The organism is Marinobacter mobilis (genome assembly GCF_900106945.1).
GTDB lineage: Bacteria > Pseudomonadota > Gammaproteobacteria > Pseudomonadales > Oleiphilaceae > Marinobacter > Marinobacter mobilis.
The window spans coordinates 292,906-310,375 of the sequence record NZ_FNNE01000002.1 but is presented as its reverse complement, the minus strand read 5'-3'; the positions used below and the strand labels follow the sequence as shown (position 1 = coordinate 310,375).

The following is a 17,470-nucleotide window of genomic DNA, read 5'->3' as shown; positions in this document are numbered from 1 at the left end:
CCGCCTCAATATCGGTTCATTCAATCCACACCATGAAGGCAAGCTTCTAGAAGCCATCCACCGGATAACCCGACCCCTGCAAGGTCCGGCGCACCGAGGGGTAAGCCAGGGCCGTCACTTGCCAGCGCTCATCGCTGCACTCGATCAATTCATGACGGGCGAGGTGTTGCAGGGCCAGGCGCAGATTGGTTTCGCGCAACGACAAGGCCAACTTCAGGCCAGGCTCATCCAGATCGCCATGGAGCAACAGCGTGTGCAGGACACCGGTCACCTCACGGCTGGCGCCCGCAGGTACCAGCGGCAGTGTCAGCTGATCCAGAGGAATAACCCAGCACTTGCGCTCCCCCGGCTGCACGGCGGTCAACTCATCACTTTGCTCGTCTTCAGACAGGCATTCGTCAGGCCGGGCACGCAGAGATTTGCGCCAAAGCGCCAACGCCACTCCCGGGTTGCCCCGGGCCATTGCCGCAAGGTCCCGTAACAGGCCGCTGCGCTTGAAACCATTGGCCTCGGTATCGACATCGCCCGCCAGCACCCAATGTCCGTTATTGGTCTGCCGAACCCTCAGCGATGAGGCCTGCCGCCGACCAGGCAAGGACGCCAACCAGACTTCAAGTTTCGCGGAGGTTGTGGCTGGCAGGGTGAGCGGATACAGGCTCTGGCAAGGCAGATAGCGCACCCAGAAACTCCAGCACCAGCTGCTGCAACCAATCAGCGCGGGTACCTGAGCCATCGCCGCCAATCGCCCGAACAGCGCTGTCAGCAACGCCAGACCGGAGCGGTGACGCAACCAGAACCGGGCCAGCTCAGGGATAACCCAGCAACCGTCAGACAGCGCCTGCTCATCCCACCAGGCCTCGGCCTCAGCCTCGCTGAGCAGAAGATTGTCGGGCGGGGAGATCACCCGCCACTGACGCTGCTCGGCTATCAGGGTCAGACTCTCGGCGACCCCGGAGTAGGGTGGGGTTACGATAAAACTCATGCCTTCCGCTGCCTTGCGGCCCTCTCCCCTACGCCGGTCAAGGGCTTCGGCCAACGCCTCGGCCCGACACTGACGATCCGGGTCTGGCGCAAAACGACGTAACTGGTAGGGCGACAGCGACTCGATGTCAGACTCCACTTCAAACGTCGAAGCACCATCCTGGAACGGCTCCCGGAAATGTCCGGCAAAGGTTGTTAACGCTTCCCTCAGCGTACGCCGTACAGAGGCCGCCGGCACCTGCCAGCTGCTGAGAGAAACCAACTCCTCCACCGGAGCCGGGGTCAGCTCCTCGCCATTGGACTTATCCGCCAACGCCTCTCTCCCTATCAAGTCATACCGAATGTCGAAGGGGCTCGCCTTCGAGCCAGTGCACCCCAGAACCCTCTAAACCTTACCTTGGTTCATCAGATTACTCAGGTACCAGCCAGTCTTGTGTCATTGTCGTGTCCAGAAGATCGGACTTACAGACCTCACCCAGCATGGTCTCCAGCCGTTCAGGAAATTGCCAGGGCGGATTGACCACCAGCAGGCCGGTTCCGATCATCCCGCGTACCGGGGGATTCACCAGACGCAACTCATTACGCAACACCTTACGTACCGTACTGGCCCTGACCGCCTCCAGCAAGGTCCGCTCATGGCCTTCCGTGAGTATCGGATACCAGATCAGAAAAACACCGTGTCGGCAAAGCCGCCAGGCTTTTTCCAGGGTCTTGGCCACCGCTGCGTAATCCTCCTTGATTTCATAGGACGGGTCCACCAGCGCCAGCAGACGGGGTGCCTTCGGCGGCAGGGCCCGGAGTAAACCCTTAAGACCATCTTCGCGGCGGACCCGGGCGTTCCGCCCCCCGACCACCGAGCTTAACTGCTCCCCCTCCGACGAATGCAGCTCATAGAGCGTCAGCGAATCCTGTGCTCGCAGGAAACGAAGAAACCATTCCGGCGACCCGGCATAGCGACTGAGCGGGCCAGCATGACCATTAATGGTTGTCAGAATCTCGAGTAAGGGCTGCCAGTCGGCAGACACCAGGGCGTCACGGTGATCCCATACCCGGCGGATACCACGGTCGGCTTCCGCAGTCTTTCGGGCGCGATCGCTGTCGAGTTCGTACAGCCCGCTCCCGGCATGGGTATCAAAACAGGCAATGGCGCTGGATTTGGCTTCCATCATGGCGAGTGCCAGGGTCAAAGCCGCGTGTTTCTGAACGTCGGCGTAATTGCCGGCATGGAAAGCGTGCAAATAACTGAGCATGAAATAGTCCTGTTCCCAACAGCACCTGCATTAGGCCCGATCACCTGGATGCCGGCAAGTTCAAGATAACAATCCCGTTGCATTTGAATACCCCAGACTTATAATCACAATTAATAATCACTCGTATTTTTATTTGCACTATTAGGGAGCAACACTCATGGCTGCCCGCCAACACCTGAAACCACTGGTGCTCGCCACCACCACCCTGACCCTGATCACCGCCTGCAGCAATCAAGACGACAGCCCCAACATCGAGCAGGTATCAGCGCAACCGGCCTCCGAGCAACAGGCTCCGGTACCATCCATCGACAGGTCCGCAGTCGTCTCCCATTACGCCGACCTTGCCCAGGCCACCTACGAAGACGCCCTGATCACAGCCCGGCGGCTTGATAACGCGATTGATGCACTGATAGCCAATCCCGACGACACCACCCTGGACGCCGCCAGAGAGGCCTGGCTCGCAGCTCGCGTGCCTTACCAGCAGAGTGAGGTATTCCGTTTCGGCAATGCCGTGGTCGATGACTGGGAAGGCCAGCTGAACGCCTGGCCGCTGGACGAAGGACTGATCGACTACGTGGCGGGCGACGGCTACCAGTACGAACTTGGTAACGGCGGCGCCACCGTTAACATTGTGGCCAGTTCCGAAATCAATGTCGGTGGTGAAACCATCGATGTTACCAACCTGACCCCCCAATTGCTGGCAGACCTCAATGAAATCGGCGGCTCCGAAGCCAACGTTGCCACCGGCTACCATGCCATCGAATTCCTGCTCTGGGGCCAGGATCTGAACGGGTTTGAAGCCGGTGCCGGTGACCGTCCTGCCACAGACTTTGCAACCGGCGACGCCTGTTCCAACGGCAACTGCGAACGCCGCGGAAGCTACCTGAAAGCAGCCAGTGAACTGCTGGTTAACGATCTGGAATGGATGGTGTCCCAGTGGAGCCCGGCCAGCGCGCCCAACTACCGCAGCGAGCTGACCGCCATGGCCCCCACGGACGTGTTCCAGAAAATGCTGTTCGGTATGGGCTCGCTGTCCTTGGGTGAACTGGCCGGTGAACGGATGAAAGTGGCACTGGAAGCAAATTCTTATGAAGACGAACACGACTGCTTCAGCGACAACACCCACAACTCCCACTTCTACAACGGCCAGGGCGTTCAGAACGTGTATACCGGTCGCTACACCCGAGTGGACGGTACCGTTCTGAGCGGACCTTCGCTGTCCGCTCTGGTTGCAGAGTCCGACCCTGAACTGAATGCCACACTGACCCGGCAACTCGAAGCGTCCATGGCCGCCCTCGGCAAGATCCAGGCAGCGGCCGAGTCCTCCGAAGCTCCCATCCGGTTCGACATGATGATCGCACCCGCCAACGAACAAGGCGCCGCAGCCATCAATTCAGCCATCAGCGCCCTGGTTACCCAGACCGGCAGCATTGAGCAGGTGGCACAGCGGGTTGGTGTTGCGGCACTGCAACCGGACGACGCCGGCCACACGTTCTGACCGTCAGTCCAGCGAGTTGATCCGGCCCGGAAAGAGAGGCCGACGTTAATACAGGTCATGGCGAGTAGCCGGCTAACCCCGGCCTGCTCGCCATGACGTTTTAAGGATAACGACCATGCCCACCCTGTACCCCCTGATTTTCGCCTCCCTGGTCCTGGCCCTGAGTCACCCAGCTACAGCAGAAGGCTTTCCGGTTCAGGACAGCGAACTCAGTGGCGGCGAAGGCAGCGTCCGTCAGTTTGACCACAACGCCTATTCCCTGCCCATGGCGAACCAGTCCATGACCCGGCGACTGGACTTCAGCGTTGGCAACAGCTTTTTCCGCAATCCCTGGGTGGTGGCGCCGGCCAGTACCGACGCCCGCGACGGCCTCGGCCCGCTGTTCAACACCAACTCCTGCCAGGGCTGCCATATAAAAGATGGCCGCGGTCATCCGCAGGATGAACAGGGCCCGTCGGTATCACTCTTCCTGCGCCTGGCGGTTCCCGCCGACCCAGAACGGGATGGCGAACTGTTACAGAAGCACGGATTTGTGCCCGCTCCCGTCTATGGCAGCCAGCTCCAGACCGCGGCCATTCCCGGCACGTTGCCAGAAGCAGAACTGGTGGTCGAATGGCAGGCTCGCACCGAGGTCCTGGATGATGGCAGCGAGGTCAGCCTTCGCACCCCGAGCTACCATATCCGCAATCCCAACTACGGCCCTCTTCCTGACGACCTGCTGACGTCACCCCGTATGGCCCCCCCGATGATTGGCCTCGGCCTGCTGGAGGCGATTCCGGAAGCCACCTTACTGGCTCGGGAGGACATCGGCGACCGCAACGGCGATGGCATCTCCGGCAAAGCCAACCGGGTCTGGGACAAGGCGGCGCAGAGCACGACCCTTGGTCGTTTTGGCTGGAAAGCCGCCGAGCCCAACATACGCCAGCAAAGCCTGGGCGCTTTTGCCGGGGATATGGGACTGACCTCCAGTCTCAGTCCGTCTACCGACTGCACCGCAAGCCAGGCCTGTCAGCGCTTTCCCGATGGCGGCAACCCGGAAGTCAGCGACAAGATTGCTGACTTCGTGACGTTCTATGCCAGCAGTCTGGCCGTACCTGCCCGCCGTGATCTTAATGACCCCCAGGTCAGGCGGGGCGCAGAACTGTTCAATGACAGCGGCTGTGCTGGCTGCCACACGCCGCGCCACCAGACAGGAACTGTCCCGGGCCGTGCAGAACTGAGCAACCAGACGATCTGGCCTTACACTGACCTGCTGCTCCACGACCTTGGCGATGGTCTCGCCGACGGGCGTTCAGAGTTCCTCGCCGACGGTAGAGAATGGCGGACGCCGCCACTCTGGGGCCTGGGGCTCGCCCAGACCGTGCTGCCCCGCGCCGGATTCCTGCACGATGGCCGCGCCCGAACCCTGGAAGAAGCCATACTCTGGCACAGCGGAGAAGCCCAACCGGCCAACGACCATTATCAAGCCCTGGCGGCGGATGATCGCGCTGCCCTGATCCGGTTCCTTGAATCCCTCTAAACGGAGACCTTCCCTCATGGCCGTAAGCGTTCGTCCACTGGCTATCCACTTTCTGGCCGTGAGTTTGGCTTCCGGCTCTTTGGCCAGCCGGGCCGACGAATCCAGACTGCGCTGGCACCAGGACATAGCCGGCGGTTATCGCCAACTGGTGGATGCCAGCAGCAGCCTGGCCGAGGCAGCGACCAGCTACTGCGCTGCACCAGATAACAACCGGCTCAGTCAGGTTCAGCATGCCTGGCAGGCTGCGTTCTGGTCGTGGCAACGGGTGCGCTTCGTGGACTTTGGGCCCATTGAGCACAACAGTCTCGCCTGGCAATTCCAGTTCTGGCCCGATGCCAAAAACCTGGTGGCCAGCAAGGTCAACCACTGGCTCAGCCAGGAGGGTGACTTAAACAGCCATAGCATTGCCGCTGCCAGCGTTGCAATTCAGGGTTTTCCTGCACTGGAATACCTGTTATGGGACCCTCGGTTCCAGCAAACCGGTCAGGCCCTGCCCGCAGAGCGCAGCTGCGTCCTGTTAACCGCGATCAGCCAACATATCGTCGATAACACGGACGCACTCGCGTCCCAGTGGCAGGCTATGGCGCCCTTTTATGAGTCCAACGAGCGCTATACCACCGCCACCGTACAGGCAGCCATGACCGCGATTGAGGTGATCCGTGACCGTCGTCTTGGCGCGCCCATGGGCCTGCGAGGCAACGATCGGCGCAATCCCTATCAGGCCGACGCCTGGCGCAGCGAAACATCCCTCGCCGCCGTCCGCGCCAGCCTTGAGGGTCTTCAGACTCTGTTTCTGCCGGGCATGAACCTCGAACTGAGCATGGCTGGCACCCCCGAGCTCCAGGCAAAACTAACGGCCAGGTTCAGTGAAACCCTCGCCAATTTTGACCAGCTTCCTGACGGCATGACCGCGCTGCTGGCCGGCGAGGGTTACGGCAAGCTGCAGGCGCTCTACATTGATGTGGAGCTGCTGGAACAACTGCTGACCGATGACATAGCCACGACCCTCGGCATTGTTCGTGGCTTTAATGCCAGCGATGGAGACTGAGCATGACGGATCGGCGACAGTTTCTCCGGCTTGGCATGACGGGTCTTGTACTGGCAGGCATCCCCATGGGTTGCGCACGGCTGTCACGACCGCGAAAATCCGAAGAACTTTTGTTCAGCGCCGCCGACACCGTCCACGGAGAGCACACCCTGATCGGTCTGAATCGTGAGGGCCATCTGAAGGCCAGAATAACGGTAGCCGACCGCTGTCATGGGGGCTGTCAGCGCCCTAACGCTCAAGAGGTGCTGCTGTTCGCCCGGCGTCCTGGTCGCCATTTCTACGTCATCGACCTTGCCCGGGGCCAACTGGCGGCAACCGTTGAGGCAATCAGCGACCATCACTTCTACGGCCATGGTACCTTCAGTCCGGATGGTCGCTATCTGTACGCCACGGAGAACCACGCCCCCTCTGGCGAAGGGTTTATTGGCATATACGATGCCCTGAAGGGTTATCGCCGTACCGGACAACTGGCGGCCGGTGGTATCGGCCCTCACGAGCTGCGAATGCATCCGGATGGCAATACTCTGGTGGTCGCACTCGGTGGAATACAGACCCACCCCGACTACCGTCGGATCAAACTCAACCTGGACACCATGGCGCCGGCCCTGCTGCTGATCAATCGTCACACCGGCGAAATTCTGCAGCGACACCGACCATCCCACCACCAGCTCAGCTGCCGCCACCTGGACATCAGCCCGGGCGGGATTGTCATCGCCGGCTACCAGTTCCAGGGCCCGCAATGGCAGACACCACCACTAATCGCACGCCTCGATACCACCAATGGCGAGTTCGGGGAGCTGGATCTTGGCCATGAACTCCAGCCCTGCCTCAACAATTACATCGCCAGCATCGCAGTACACCCGCAATTGCCACTGACTGCGATCACCGCGCCCCGTGGCAACAAACTTCTGGTGATTAACCACCACAACGGCAAACTCGCCAGAAGTGTCGACCTGACGGATTGCGCAGGGGTCATGGTCGCCGGGGAAGACGGGTTTCTGGTGACCACGGGGAGCGGAACGGTGCAGCGGCTACCGGCAGACCTGAGCCAACTGATGCAACTGCAGGCCATGGATCTGCATTGGGACAATCACCTGACCGCAGTCACCAGCCTTTAGACCGCTCGCCTGCACAGAGGGTTTGGAGGAATCCGGGCAGACTACAAAAATTTCATCTTCCCGGACACACAAAACACCGGACATAACCCCAAGCAATTCAACCGTCTCTGAAACAGGATTGAAATGGGCTTGCGAACTCGCTGCAACGTCCCCATACTACCGCCCGTTTTGTGATCAACATCACACTATGAAGTGATACACTGACTACTCTGGACAGCGCGACCATACAGGAAAGGTACGGGCAATCCAGGGCACGTGGTGACACGCTCTAAACAGCTAAACCAGCCAGGTTATCTGCGCGGGCAATCGGATATCAGTCATGGATTGCCCCAACATCAAGGGACTGCAGCAGGCCAAGCCTGCTTCGCTAGCAAGCCAGCATTCTGTTCAGTGGTTTCTTGAGCACCGATAACCCTATTGGCGACTGATACCCGTAGGATGCCCCATGTCGAAAAAAAACGAGATCAAAAAGGACTTGCCAGCACGCTTCGTTGAAACCGACGTGGGCTGGTATGTACTGACCAGGGAAGAAACCGACCTCGGCCCATACCCCTCGCTGTCAGAAGCCAAACGGGCGCTGTCCCTTCACCTGGAGCAATACCTGGATAAGCCGGGCCGGCCTGCCTACGACTCCTTCAATGGCTTCCATATGCATGACCCGCAAATCTGCAAAAAGACCAACTGCGGCCTGTGTGCCGAGGCGCAGTCAATTGTTCAGAAGTGGTCGATAGGCTGATACGAAAATCCGCTTCGACTTCCCAAGGGGCTGTTCACTCAAGCCCACACTGGCTTACTGACACCTGACCAGCCTCCCCTACGGTAAACTCTCACACCGACCAGCGATACTTAATAGCTGACGACACCTCGGTGCTCACTTGAACGTCCGCCACTTTCTCGCCCTCCAAACGCAACAAACCCCGGAAAACCGGGGTTTGTTGGTATTACCGCACGTCTACCCTATATCAGGGGGTAAACACGTCGGTCTTGCTCGCACAGACTGCTTTGATCTGCACGCTTTCGAGCAGGGAAGCAATGTTTGAGCTGCTGTAGATCTGAACCGTGTCAAAGCGAGCAGCCGTCTGGAAGATCAGGAAGCTAGTCTCTTCCGTATCGAACAGACCAGACAGGCCCAGCAGATCAAGGCCAACGCCTGAAATGTCAGCACTGTCCTGAACCACTTCGCCGTTGAGCAACGTACGTACCGCAATATCACCACCTTGCAGATCCAGCTCCAGCAGGGATGCACTTTCCTCGAATGCCACGCCGATCACGTTAGCAGCCGGGTATGCAAAACCGGACGTCGCAGCCACGTTCAGGCGAACTTCCGACGGCAGTCCCAGCGGGTTGAGCAGGAAGTTCAGCAGACTGGTGTTGCTCATGGTCGCGAAGTCCGTCAGCGGCAGATTGACCACATTCTCCGGATTTTCCACACCACAGGTCAGGGTACCCAACAGCTCAGAGCCCAAGCAATCACTGGTATCCGCCTGAGCGGTCGCCAGAATATCGGTGTCGCTGGCCAGCATCGGAGTGTACTGCTCACCGCTGACACCACACTGGAACAGTGCGTTGTTCACGGCGTCACAGGCGTCACCAAGGTTGTCACCATCTGCGTCCGCTTGATCCGCGTTAGCGACAAACGGGCAATTATCACCGCCCAGGGCTACCGGGATTGCAGTAAAGGTCAGAGGGGTTTTATCGTTGACACCATCACCGTCAGTATCGGTATCGCACACATCACCCGCGCCATCTCCATCGGTATCGGCCTGATCCGGGTTTGCGATATTGGTACAGTTATCCCACTGGGTACCAGCCGTGCCATTACCGGTATAGGGCGCTGCGTTAGGATAGGTATCAGGGACACCGTCGCCATCACTGTCGGCTGCACACGGACCAGTAGTCTTATCCGCTTCGTACGGGCACTCGTCAGTACCGTTATCGGTACCGTCATTGTCGATATCGCTGTCACAAGCGTCGCCAATGCCATCCCCGTCGGTATCAGTCTGGGCCTTGTTTGCGATGAGCGGGCAGTTATCTGAGGCGTCTTCTACCCCATCACCGTCGTCATCGGTATCACAAGCGTCACCGGACAGGTCATTATCGGTATTCAGCTGATCTGCATTCGCAACGGTCGGGCAGTTGTCCTCACCGTTCAGCACACCATCGCCATCGAGGTCATCACTGGCTGCGATATCAGTATCGCACGCATCATCAATGCCATCGGCATCTTGGTCTACACCAGAGTTAACGGTGTTAGGGCAGGAATCCTCGTTATCCGGAACGCCATCGCCGTCCTGGTCAAATACCGTGGAATCGCCAGCAACGGAGCCGTTGCCGGCGGACTCACCGCCACCGGTTTTACAGCCCGCCAGCGACACAAAGATCGCGACCAGCAGAATCAGGGGAAAGTTCAGTTTCATCTTCATCCTATACACCTCAAATAGTTATCAACGTCATTCGGAAACGACGTTGAACTCCACACGACGATTCCGTTCACGACCTTCCTCTGTATCGTTACTCCGAATCGGTTGTGACTCCCCGTAGCCAACGGCGGACATCTGACCCGCATTGACTCCCATCTCGATCAGGTACTCACGTACCGCGTCTGCACGCTTCTGGGACAGCTGCTGGTTGTAGGACTCGGAACCGACGTTGTCGGTATGGCCAGCCAGTTCAACCTTCAGGTCCGTTTGCCCGTTCAGCGCATCGGCTGCCCGGTTCAGGATATCCCGTGCGTTTGCGGTCAGGCGGTTCGAGTTGAACTCGAAGGTAACACCGCGCAGTACCACACTCTGTGCCTCAGCCGTATCCACACAACCCACTGCGTTGACCTGCAGACCTTCGAGGGTGTTCGGGCACTGGTCCACACCGTCCACAACACCATCGTTGTCAGAATCAGCCAACTGGACGACACGCTCGGATTCCACAACCACCGGACGCTCAATCACAGTCACTTTCTCAACGATCTGACGGCGGGTGACACCGATGGGCACAGTGATACCCAAACCAATCTGAATGTCGGAATAGTTGTCGGAGAAGGTATCAAAGAGGTAACGGGCATCGGCACGCAGGCGCAGTCCGGATTCCGTCAACGGAGACGTCAGCAGACCCAGGCCTGCGTTGGCGTAACCGGCGAACTCCTTGGAACGGTCATTTGCCACGTCGTTGCGGGAGAGCCCCCCACCCACAAGAACGTACGGTGTAAACTCGGCGTCACCAAACAGGCGATAGCTGATATCTGCTCCGAGCTCCTGATGATAGAAGTCAGTTGCTCCCGCAATGCCGGTTTCCATAACACCCGTGGTGAACTGAGGTTCTACCCACCAGTTCTGGTCCAGACGAAGACCATAGATAATACGAGCCGCGGAGCCATACTCATCGGTACGGTCACTGTCCGGCTCGATGTAGACACCCATGACGGAAAGCTCACTGGTGTGCTGCACACTGTCTGTGGCAAACACCGGAGCGGTCGAGGCCATTGCCAGCGCTGCAACCAGCGCTTGCTTTCTAAATTGAGTCATTCCAACCCTCACGTGGATTATTGATATACATTCCATTACCCGGCTCCAGAGAACCGGCATCAATTAACAAGCAGTATTTTCACTTACTGTTGTATCACCGAATTCATGTGCGGTTGAACTTCAATTAGCAACGCATTGAAAGTTCATACAACAATCATGTAACACGATGTTTTAGCGCCTATTTTTTATAACCTTCAGTTATTTTGGAACGTTTGTACTAAGAATATATCAGATATTCACCGACGCTAGTTGACCATTCCGGAGTGAGACACTCGTCACATTTGTCAGTTCAGGCCGACAATCAGTCTGATGAGGCCGCAAGCACCGGCTGTCATTAGGTTTTCTTCCTGACGCGCCGGAAATATTGGAAAGAAAAATCTTGTAAAATAGAGGGTTGGCAGCCAAATCTCGATCAGAATGGCATACCCCAGACTGGCCAGCAGCTCCTGGTGGACCAGCAAACCGCGTCAGGGTGCCGTCCTGTCATTCAATGCCAGCGCCCCTTTGACCACTCGATAGATGAGCCAGATCGATGTCAGCAGAAGGATCAGCCAGCCAATCAGCAGAATGGTGGTTATGGTGCCAAGCACGGTCCAGAAAAGACCAAGCCAGAAGGTTCGGATCTGCCAGCGGAAATGGGGTTCGATCCAGGTGCCGGTGACTTCGTCCAGTTTGATGTAATTGACGATCACCCCCGCCAGTGCGGTTATTCCCCCGGTGAAAAACACCAGCGCCTGAAGGATGTACACCGCCACCGCCAGATTGCGGGCCGGTTCGGCCTCCCGAATGTTACGGGTGGAGTCTGCGGGAATGAATTCCTGATCAGCCAAGTGGGTTCTCCTCGGGCATAGGACTTCATTCACGTTACCACAATATCTCCACTTCGCCAGCCATCTACCCGCCTTTGCAAACTCAGGCAGACGGCAAGCGGATACCGTTACTGGCAAGATGGAGAGCAATGACGGTCATCATCACCGCAATCACCCCGTCGATCAGCCGCCATGCCAGCGGGCGGGCCAACCACGGAGCCAGCGCCGCACCGGCCCAGGCCAGCATACCAAACCACAAGACCGAAGCACTGGCGGCACCAATCACAAATGTCAAAGGATTCGCTTGCTGGGCCCCGACGGCGGGAATCAGCAGCAAGGTGTCGAGATAGACCTGGGGATTCAGCAGAGTAACCGCCAGTGTCGTGAGCAACACGTTGCGAAGACTCACCGCCACCGGCTTCTCTTCCGCACGAAGTGCCTCGCGGCCGTTGATCGCGCGCCAGCTTGCCTGAAGTGCAAGCCAGACAAGAAAGACCACCCCGAGCCAGCGGAAGACATCCAGTGCCTGAGGAAACGCCAGCAAGGCCGCACTAAGCCCAAACGTACCGGCTGTAAAAAGGATGGCATCGGAGCTCATGCAGACACCAGCCACCCACCAGTGGTGCTCCCGGCGTATCGCCTGCCCCAGTAGATAGGCATTCTGGGCGCCGATCGCCACAATAATGCCGCCGCAAACAACAAGCCCTGTCAGATAGCTTTCCAGCACCGGACACCTCTCCTGCCGATAGTCCATGAAACCTGTGCGACGAGGATACGGCGCGATCAACTATACTAGAAACTCATACTTCTAATACTGCATTAATTTTTCTTATGCTTGATTACAAACTGCTCGAAGCCCTCGTGACGGTGATTGAAGCCGGAGGTTTTGAAAGAGCCGGCGTTGCACTGGGCCTGTCACAATCAGCGGTGTCCCAACGGATAAAACTGCTGGAAGCCCGCCTCGGACAACCGGTACTGATCCGCAGCCCAACACTTCAGGCGACGCCTACCGGGCAGCGCTTACTCAACCATGCCCAACAGGTGCAATTGTTGGAGCGGGATCTCGGTCGCACGCTGCCCGGGCTCAATGCCGACCGGACCCGCCTGCGCATTGCCCTGAATGCTGACAGTCTGGCTACCTGGTGGGCAGACGCTATTGGGGAATTCTGCCGCGAAGAGGGACTGCTGCTGGATCTGGTGATTGAAGACCAGGACATCGGCCTGAGGCGCATGCGCGAAGGCGATGTCGCCGCCTGCCTGTGCAGCGGCGACCAACCCGTTGCTGGTGCACGCAGCACTCTCCTCGGGCACATGACGTACCGTGCGCTTGCCCGCCCCGACTACCTGGCCCACCACTTTCCGGAAGGACCACAGCAGGCCGCCTTCCGCGATGCACCGGCGATTGTCTTCGGGCCTGATGACCAGCTACAACACCGGTTCCTGGCTCAGCGAGGCTATCATGGCCGCTTCCCCTACCACTTGTGTCCGTCGTCTGAGGGGTTTGTCAGGCTGGCACAGGCCGGCATGGGCTACGGCATGATCCCGGACCACCAGGGACACCCACTGGTGGCCTCAGGCGATCTGGCGGATCTGGCCCCTGGTGAAGGGATCGCGGTCAATCTCTATTGGCACTACTGGCGCCATGGCGGCGATTTTATGGAGCGATTGACCAGTACCCTGATTCGCAAAGCCCAACGTTGCCTTCAGGTCCCGGGCTGAGTTTCGTTGGGGCGATAGCCCAGACGGAAGCCACCCCAATGGCGACCATTCACATAGATCGGCACCGACAGGTCATGCATGATTTCCCCGGTGTCACGGCGATAGGTCTGCAGCAACATGTCCTCGGTATGACTGCCACAACGGGCACCGGTGCGGTCGTTGAACAGCCGCTTGCTGCGACTGCGCACCAGATCGACCTCGGGGTTTCCGGTGTGTGGATGGGCAAATTCACGGTTGTGGGTCGGCACGTACCCATCGGGAGCACAGGCAATGGCAAAGACCAGCGCCGGATGAGCGTCTTTGACTGACTCCTGCACCGACGGCAGCTTGTCGTCGGTAAAACGGTCAAACCCAGAGGTGTACTTGGCCGGTTCAGTGCCCGGCACCGGAGTACGCGAGGCATCGAACAACGCCTTGTCGGTCAGGCGGCCATCACGCAGGGCCTGCTCAAACAACTCCCCAATCCGCGCAGCGCCTTCACGGGCACGATGATAGAAAAACTGGTGGTAGCTGGTTTCACTGCTGCGTGCGTATGCCGCATTGGCATCTTCCGCAAGCTCCATCAGGGTACTGGCCTGGGTCGCCAGAGACTCCACGCTGACGTCGCTCTCTGAGATCTGGTCTTTCAGCGAGCCAATAGCCTGAAAGATATGCTGAAGGCTCTCATCATTGCGCTGATCATTGTCGGCGATCAGTGATACTCTCTGCTCCAGCTGATCCGACTGACTGCGGATTTCAGTCAGCCGTTCGCCGACCTGTTCAACCGAGGTCAACCCATTTTCCACGCTTTCAGCCAGGCTCTCGATACGAGACACAATCTGGCTGGTATCCCCCCGGATTTCCTCAAGGGTTTCTGCCACTTCACCGGTAGCCTGGGCCGTCCGCCCGGCCAGTTGGCGCACCTCATCGGCGACCACCGCAAATCCCCGTCCCTGCTCACCGGCGCGGGCCGCTTCGATGGCCGCATTCAGCGCAAGCAGGTTAGTCTGCTCGGCGATACCCTGAATGACACTGGTCACACCCTGAATACGATTGGATTTTTCGTTCAACTCCTGGATCAGCCGCAGATTTTCCCCGGACTGCTGGTGCACCAGACGCACCCGCTCAATGGCATTTTCCAGCGCCACCTTGCCTTCCGCACTCTGCTCACTCGCCTGGCGCGCCATCACCGCGGCGTCTTCGGCCTGCTGGGCAGACTGTTTCACCGTTTCCGTCATCTGGCCGGCATAGTCGGCGACTTGCCCGATTTCGAGCACCTGACTATCCAGCCGTCTCTTAAGCTGGTCCGACGCGTAGGAAACCTCAGCAGCTGAAATGGCGTTGGCGTCCGCATTGGAAGAGAGTGAGCTCACCAGCACTCGGCCCGCATCAGCATCGCTGATCAGTTGCTGGCAACGCTGTCGCAGGGGGTTATCGTTCTGATCGCCGCCCGCAGCGAGCTGGTCAATACCGCGGTCCAGCGGTTCCAGCACACGCAGAACAAAATAGAACGTCGCTGCCGCAATACCAACCAGCAGCCCCAAGGCCATGGAAACCGGTTCCAACCCCATAAATGGTGCCAACACAAACCCCAAAATCAGCAAGATCAGAGCGCTGAGGGCGCCCATTATTGTTATTCGCCCCGCTACCAACTTCATATCATCCTCTGTATGTCCCGGCCCCGCTCACAACGTATGAGGGCAGCCATCGCCAAAGCCTATGAAATTGCCGCGTTGTTATAACTGATACTTTAGTTTGCTTTTGGCCGGGATCACGATCTTTTTTACAAAAAGACCACAGAAAGAAACCGCCCAACCGGTGCGATCCGATTGGGCGGCGTGAAAAGCACACGGTATTTCAGCGGGATCAGCCGCCGATTACACCACCGTCATCCCGAGTCACAATGACGGTGGCATCGCGGGGACGATCCACATTAACGTCAGGCCAGTTACCACGGGGATGCTGAATGTTAACGAACATGGTTCTGCAGTCCGGGGTGGTCACGACACCCGTCACTTCGCAGCCCACCGGGCCGACAAAGAAACGACGGATGTCACGGGTGCGCGGATCTGCTGCCAGCATCATGTTGTTCTGGTAAGGCGGCGCGTCAGAGCCATCGGTCTGAATCCACAGCCGGCCGTTGTAGTCGAACCACAAGCCGTCCGGGCTGTTGAAGAGGTTGCTGTCGTCCAGAGTCACCACCGACTTGCCATCCACCACAGTTTCAGTGCCAGACTCACCGGCAAAGACAAAAATGTCCCACACAAACCTGCTGGAAGCATGCTTGTTGCCCTGCTCGCGCCAGTAAATGATGTGACCGTTCGGGTTGGGGCCCTGGGGATTGGCCGCGTTGGTATCGTCCGGTGACCGGCGGGAATTGTTGGTCAGGGTGAAATACACCTTGCCGCTCGCAGGATCCACCGCGCCCCACTCGGGACGGTCCATGGGGGTAGCGCCGGCAATATCTGCTGCCAGACGCGTGTTCACCAGCACATCAGCCTGACTGCTGAACGGTGCGTCAAATGCAATATCCCCGACCCGGCCGGCAGCAACCGCTGCGTTCATTTTCGCTACAAAACCATCGTCGTCCAGAGACAGCGGCAGCCAAACTCCCGTGCCATCGTCGTTGAAGCGCGCCACGTAGAGGGTACCTTCATCGAGCAGGCTGCCGTCTGCCGTTGCGGCGTGGTACGGCTTCGCGGAGACAAACTTGTAGATGTACTCGAAGCGGGAGTCGTCACCTGAGTAGCAAACCACCGGCTTGCCTTCTTCAACCGGCGCAAAGATAACCCCCTCGTGACCGAAACGACCCAGGGCGGTCCGCTTCTGCGGTCTGGCGGCCGGATTGAACGGGTCGATCTCGACCATAAATCCAAACGTGTTCGGCTCGTTGCGGTAGTCGTCACTGGCGCTGGCGCCAGAGGCCGAGGCGTTGAAACGCACGTACTCATCGGCGCCACCTGCGGCTTTCTCCCAATCGTAGCGGGACGCACTGCCAACACCATGACGTACGTGCTCTTTGGGACGGACAGGATCACCATTGGCGAAGTAGCCATGCCAGTTTTCCTCGGCCGCCAGATAGGTCCCCCATGGGGTTGGTCCCATCGCACAGTTGTTCAGGGTGCCACGGGTGGTGGTCGCATCCGGGCTGAAGCGCGTGACCAGTTTCCCGAAACCACGGGCCGGGCCGCGGATATCCATCTCGGTGCCACCGGTGACCCGGCGATTGTAGGCACTGCCATGAACCACAGACCAGTTGCCCACCGCATCCTGACGAATATGGATCACAGACACGCCGTGGGCGGCCACTTCCTTGCGTACTTCGTCATCGGGACGGGATCCATCCGCAAAAGTGGTGGCACCTGCCGGGTGCAGGGCGTTCTGGTTGATGTATTCGTGGTTCATCACCAGCAAACCTTCAGACGAGCTGTTACCGCCATTCTTAAGGTCAATGGGGAAAAAGTGCACCCCGTCATGGTGCATGCCCACCTGCTGCTCCTGGTCCGCACCGCTGTTGCTGCCATCGTCAAAGAACTCAGGAAGCGTTCCGGTGAGGGGCGTACCCCAGGGCACAAAAGCCCTGGCACTGTAACCCTCAGGCACCACCACCTGATTCAGCGTGGATACTCCCACAGCAGCAAAGCCAAGTCTGGAGTTGAGATGGGCGCGGGAGTGGTTGCTCGGATGCCCGTTACCACGATGACCTTCACCGGCAACGCTCAGTCCGGCGCCGCCCATCACACCCAGCAGTACAGCACCGACGCTGCCCTTCATCAGGGCACGGCGTTCCATCCGGTTGGCAAGAACTGAAGCAAACGGCAGGTTGCCGGACTCATTGACTACCGGCTCGTAGTTGGGATCGTTGTAATTGGGGTCGAGATCTTTTTTGGCCATTTCAGGTCTTCTCTCTCAGGGATGAACACGAGGAGTGTTCAGTCTCAACCCCGAAATTGACCGTGCCGTGACACTTACGCGTCAGCACCATGAACCATCAATGACACACACTGAAACACTCTCGTGTTCAGACCTTT

Annotated in this window: 14 protein-coding genes; 6 read left to right on the top strand and 8 right to left on the bottom strand. The window is 58.6% G+C overall.

Features of this window, described 5'->3' with window-relative positions; translation table 11 throughout:
- Positions 1 to 46: 46 nt before the first annotated feature.
- Entirely contained in the window at positions 47 to 1,294 is a 1,248-nt protein-coding gene (locus BLV11_RS03990) for a hypothetical protein (protein WP_091811662.1), read from the bottom strand.
- 97 nt (positions 1,295 to 1,391) lie between these two features.
- Positions 1,392 to 2,231 carry a 23S rRNA (adenine(2030)-N(6))-methyltransferase RlmJ gene (locus tag BLV11_RS03985; RefSeq protein ID WP_091811661.1) on the bottom strand — a complete coding sequence of 280 codons (840 nt, stop codon included), beginning with the start codon at positions 2,229 to 2,231 and terminating at the stop codon, positions 1,392 to 1,394.
- Between the two features lie 157 nt (positions 2,232 to 2,388).
- On the opposite strand from BLV11_RS03985, the gene BLV11_RS03980 reads away from it, so the two are divergent.
- The 5 genes from BLV11_RS03980 (at position 2,389) to BLV11_RS03960 (ending at position 8,150) form a co-directional block, all read left to right on the top strand.
- Positions 2,389 to 3,729, top strand: a complete 1,341-nt coding sequence (locus BLV11_RS03980; protein ID WP_091811660.1) for an imelysin family protein — start codon at positions 2,389 to 2,391, stop codon at positions 3,727 to 3,729.
- 115 nt (positions 3,730 to 3,844) lie between these two features.
- On the top strand, positions 3,845 to 5,248 hold the full coding sequence (locus BLV11_RS03975) for a di-heme oxidoreductase family protein (RefSeq protein WP_091811659.1): 1,404 nt from the start codon (positions 3,845 to 3,847) through the stop codon (positions 5,246 to 5,248).
- A 16-nt stretch (positions 5,249 to 5,264) separates the two neighbouring features.
- Positions 5,265 to 6,296 (top strand): imelysin family protein, encoded by a 1,032-nt coding sequence (locus tag BLV11_RS03970; RefSeq protein ID WP_091811658.1) that lies wholly within the window; start codon positions 5,265 to 5,267, stop codon positions 6,294 to 6,296.
- A 2-nt stretch (positions 6,297 to 6,298) separates the two neighbouring features.
- On the top strand, positions 6,299 to 7,414 hold the full coding sequence (locus BLV11_RS03965) for a DUF1513 domain-containing protein (protein WP_091811657.1): 1,116 nt from the start codon (positions 6,299 to 6,301) through the stop codon (positions 7,412 to 7,414).
- A gap of 445 nt (positions 7,415 to 7,859) precedes the next feature.
- Positions 7,860 to 8,150 carry a DUF6316 family protein gene (locus BLV11_RS03960; RefSeq protein WP_091811656.1) on the top strand — a complete coding sequence of 97 codons (291 nt, stop codon included), beginning with the start codon at positions 7,860 to 7,862 and terminating at the stop codon, positions 8,148 to 8,150.
- A gap of 226 nt (positions 8,151 to 8,376) precedes the next feature.
- Here BLV11_RS03960 and BLV11_RS03955 read toward each other — a convergent pair whose 3' ends face one another.
- The 4 genes from BLV11_RS03955 to BLV11_RS03940 form a co-directional block, all read right to left on the bottom strand.
- On the bottom strand, positions 8,377 to 9,837 hold the full coding sequence (locus BLV11_RS03955) for a thrombospondin type 3 repeat-containing protein (RefSeq protein ID WP_091811655.1): 1,461 nt from the start codon (positions 9,835 to 9,837) through the stop codon (positions 8,377 to 8,379).
- Positions 9,838 to 9,864: 27 nt separating this feature from the next.
- Positions 9,865 to 10,932, bottom strand: coding sequence for an OmpA family protein (locus tag BLV11_RS03950; protein WP_175528279.1), 1,068 nt, complete (start codon positions 10,930 to 10,932; stop codon positions 9,865 to 9,867).
- A gap of 467 nt (positions 10,933 to 11,399) precedes the next feature.
- Entirely contained in the window at positions 11,400 to 11,762 is a 363-nt protein-coding gene (locus tag BLV11_RS03945; RefSeq protein ID WP_091811653.1) for a DUF4870 family protein, read from the bottom strand.
- A gap of 82 nt (positions 11,763 to 11,844) precedes the next feature.
- Positions 11,845 to 12,468 (bottom strand): LysE/ArgO family amino acid transporter, encoded by a 624-nt coding sequence (locus BLV11_RS03940; protein ID WP_091811652.1) that lies wholly within the window; start codon positions 12,466 to 12,468, stop codon positions 11,845 to 11,847.
- A gap of 104 nt (positions 12,469 to 12,572) precedes the next feature.
- Here BLV11_RS03940 and BLV11_RS03935 point away from each other — a divergent pair, with 104 nt between their 5' ends.
- Positions 12,573 to 13,460: a LysR family transcriptional regulator ArgP gene (locus tag BLV11_RS03935; RefSeq protein WP_091811651.1), complete on the top strand. Its 888-nt coding sequence runs from the start codon at positions 12,573 to 12,575 to the stop codon at positions 13,458 to 13,460.
- Here BLV11_RS03935 and BLV11_RS03930 read toward each other — a convergent pair.
- Both BLV11_RS03930 and BLV11_RS03925 read right to left on the bottom strand, forming a co-directional pair.
- Positions 13,445 to 15,097: a methyl-accepting chemotaxis protein gene (locus tag BLV11_RS03930; RefSeq protein WP_091811650.1), complete on the bottom strand. Its 1,653-nt coding sequence runs from the start codon at positions 15,095 to 15,097 to the stop codon at positions 13,445 to 13,447. The two genes, BLV11_RS03935 and BLV11_RS03930, sit on opposite strands and share 16 nt — an antisense overlap.
- 208 nt (positions 15,098 to 15,305) lie before the next feature.
- A complete protein-coding gene (locus BLV11_RS03925) occupies positions 15,306 to 17,333 on the bottom strand; it encodes a PhoX family protein (RefSeq protein ID WP_091811649.1) in 2,028 nt (675 codons plus the stop codon).
- Positions 17,334 to 17,470: the final 137 nt, after the last annotated feature.